Here is a 2,527-nt window from a genome sequence, read left to right on the forward strand (position 1 = left end):
CGTGGTGCAGGCGCTGGGCGCGAACGTCGATCGTCTCGGCGGCGCCGTCTTCGCCCTCGTTGCCGTGCTGGCCGGCATCGCCGGCATCATGACCGCGCCGCTGATCGCGGTGACCTCCGGCATGGGCGATTCCGTCCTGATCCAGTCGCTTGTGGTCGTCATCATCGGAGGCCTCGGCTCGATTTCCGGCGCACTGGTGGGCGCCCTGCTGGTCGCCTTCGTCGATGTGTTCGGCCGCACCTACCTGCCGCTCCTGCTCGGCAACACCACCGGTTTCGCGCTCGCCAACATGGCGATCTATCTGTTGATGGCAGCGACGCTGGTCTGGCGCCCCTTCGGCATTTTCGGGAAGCCGCGATGAGCCCGTCCTTCCTCCCGCTCCGCATCGTCATCGTGTGCTGCGTAGCGCTTGCAATCGCGGCGCTCGCAGCCTTTGGCGACCAGACGGTTCTGCGCTTTGCGAGTCGCGTCGCCATCATGGGTCTCGCAGCCGTCGCGGTCGATGTCGTTCTCGGCTATGCCGGCCTTGTCAGCCTCGGACACGCCGCCTTCTTCGGCCTCGGCGCCTATGTCACCGGCGCGCTCGCGCTGCTGGGCTACCACGAGGGGCTGGTCGTCTGGCCGGTCGCCATCGGCACGGCGACCCTTGCGGCGCTCATCATCGGCGCGCTCGCGCTTCGCACCACCGGCGTGTACTTCATCATGATCACGCTGGCCTTCGCGCAGATGTTCTACTACGGCGCCAATGCAGTGCCGGGGCTCGGCGGCGCCGACGGCTTCCGGCTTCCGGCCCGCTCCACCCTCGCCGGATTCTCGCTCGACAATCCCCGCACCTTCTTCCTCCTGTGTGCCTTTGTCCTGATCGCGGTGCTGCTGTTCGCGCGCAGGGCATCCTTCGCCTCTTTCGGCTATTCGCTGCAGGCGGCGCGCGATGACGCGGTCCGCTCCGCGGCGTCGGGGATCAGGAACTACTGGCTGCGCCTTGCGGCCTTCACGATTTCCGGCGCGATCGCCGGCCTCGCCGGCGTGCTCTCGGCAAACCTGACGCTCTATATCGCGCCCTCCTCGGTGCTGAGCTGGCACCTTTCGGCTGAACTCCTCGTGATGGTCATTCTCGGCATGGCCGGCACGCTGTACGGCGCGATCGTGGGCGCCGCCATCTTCCTTGCGCTGGTCGAGATCATTTCGCACTACACCGACTTCTGGGCGATGTATGTCGGCATCGCGGTGATCGCGCGGGTGCTGCTGCTCCGCGACGGCCTCCTGGTCACGCTGCGCAAGCTGGTGACGCCGTGACCGCGCCGCTTCTCACCATCCGTGGCGTCTGCAAGCGGCTTGGCGGCCTGCTGGTCAGCGACGACATTTCGATCGATGTGATGTCGGGCGAAATGCACGCCGTCATCGGTCCGAACGGCGCGGGCAAGACCACCCTGCTCAACCAGATCGGGGGGCAGTTAATCCCGAATGCCGGCGTTATCACCTTCGATGGCACCGACATCACCGCGCTGCCGGTGCAGGACCGCGCACGGCTCGGCATCGGCCGCACCTTCCAGGTGCCGAAGATCTTCGCGAGCTTCGCCGCGCTGGACAATCCGGCGATCGGCATTCTCGGCCGCAAGGGACATACCTTCGGTTTATGGCGGTCAGTGCGCAAACTCCCTGACTGTGAAGCGGAGGCAAACGCCGCGCTCGCCGCGGTCGGCATCTCCGACAAGGCGCTGGCGCAGACCGACCTTTTGTCCCACGGCGATCGGCGGCTCGTGGAGATCGCGACCGCCCTCGCCGGCAAGCCGCGCCTTCTCCTGCTCGACGAGCCGATGGCCGGGCTTGGCCGCGACGAGTCGCTTCGCATGTCGGCGCTGCTCAAGACGCTAAAGGGCGAAGCCGCCATCGTCATGGTCGAGCACGACATGGACGCGGTATTCTCCCTCGCCGACACCGTTACAGTGCTGGCGCACGGAAAGGTGATCGCCTCCGGCCGGCCGGAGGACATCCGCAACAGTCCGCAGGTGCGCACCTCCTATCTCGGAGCCGACGACGATGTCTGAGCCGCTCCTTGACGTGAAATCTCTCGCCGGTGGCTACGGCGCCATCGACGTGCTGTTCGATATTGACCTGCGCATCGAGCAGGGACAGGTCGTCGCCCTGTGCGGCCGCAATGGCATGGGCAAGACCTCGACCATCCGCGCGATCATGGGCGCGCTCACCCATCGCGGCGGCACCATCCGCTTCGACGGCCGGTCGCTGGTCGGCATGCCCCCGCACCTGATCGCGCGACTCGGCATAGGACTTGTCCCAGAAGGGCGCCAGCTGTTTCCGAGCCTGTCGATCCGGGAAAATCTCGAGGTGCTGGCGCGTGGCGCCGCCGGCGGCTGGACCGTGCAGAAGGTGACCGAACTGTTTCCCCAGCTCGGCACAATGCTGGACCGCCCGGCCTGGCGGACCTCGGGTGGCGAGCAGCAGATGATCGCAATTTCGCGGGCGCTGATCACCAATCCCAAGCTGCTGATCCTCGACGAGGCGACCG

General features: G+C 66.7%; 4 protein-coding genes. All 4 read left to right on the forward strand.

What is annotated here, in order from left to right; all coding sequences use genetic code 11:
• Window positions 1-361, forward strand: a 361-nt coding sequence (locus tag VN004_RS01980) for an ABC transporter permease subunit (RefSeq protein ID WP_414710217.1), incomplete at its 5' end; no start/stop codon positions are given.
• Window positions 358-1,296: a branched-chain amino acid ABC transporter permease gene (locus tag VN004_RS01985; protein WP_325606513.1), complete on the forward strand. Its 939-nt coding sequence runs from the start codon at window positions 358-360 to the stop codon at window positions 1,294-1,296. The genes VN004_RS01980 and VN004_RS01985, both read left to right, overlap by 4 nt.
• Window positions 1,293-2,048, forward strand: a complete 756-nt coding sequence (locus VN004_RS01990) for an ABC transporter ATP-binding protein (RefSeq protein WP_325606516.1) — start codon at window positions 1,293-1,295, stop codon at window positions 2,046-2,048. The genes VN004_RS01985 and VN004_RS01990 overlap by 4 nt, the downstream gene beginning before the upstream one ends.
• On the forward strand, window positions 2,041-2,527 hold a 487-nt coding region (locus VN004_RS01995; RefSeq protein ID WP_325606517.1), incomplete at its 3' end, for an ABC transporter ATP-binding protein. The genes VN004_RS01990 and VN004_RS01995, both read left to right, overlap by 8 nt.

It is taken from the genome of Pseudorhodoplanes sp. (genome assembly GCF_035565855.1).
Lineage (GTDB): Bacteria > Pseudomonadota > Alphaproteobacteria > Rhizobiales > Xanthobacteraceae > Pseudorhodoplanes.

What these genes read in the sequence shown, in the direction of transcription:
- VN004_RS01985 (WP_325606513.1), top strand. Translation starts at nt 358, where the DNA reads ATGAGCCCGTCCTTCCTCCCGCTCCGCATCGTCATCGTGTGCTGCGTA.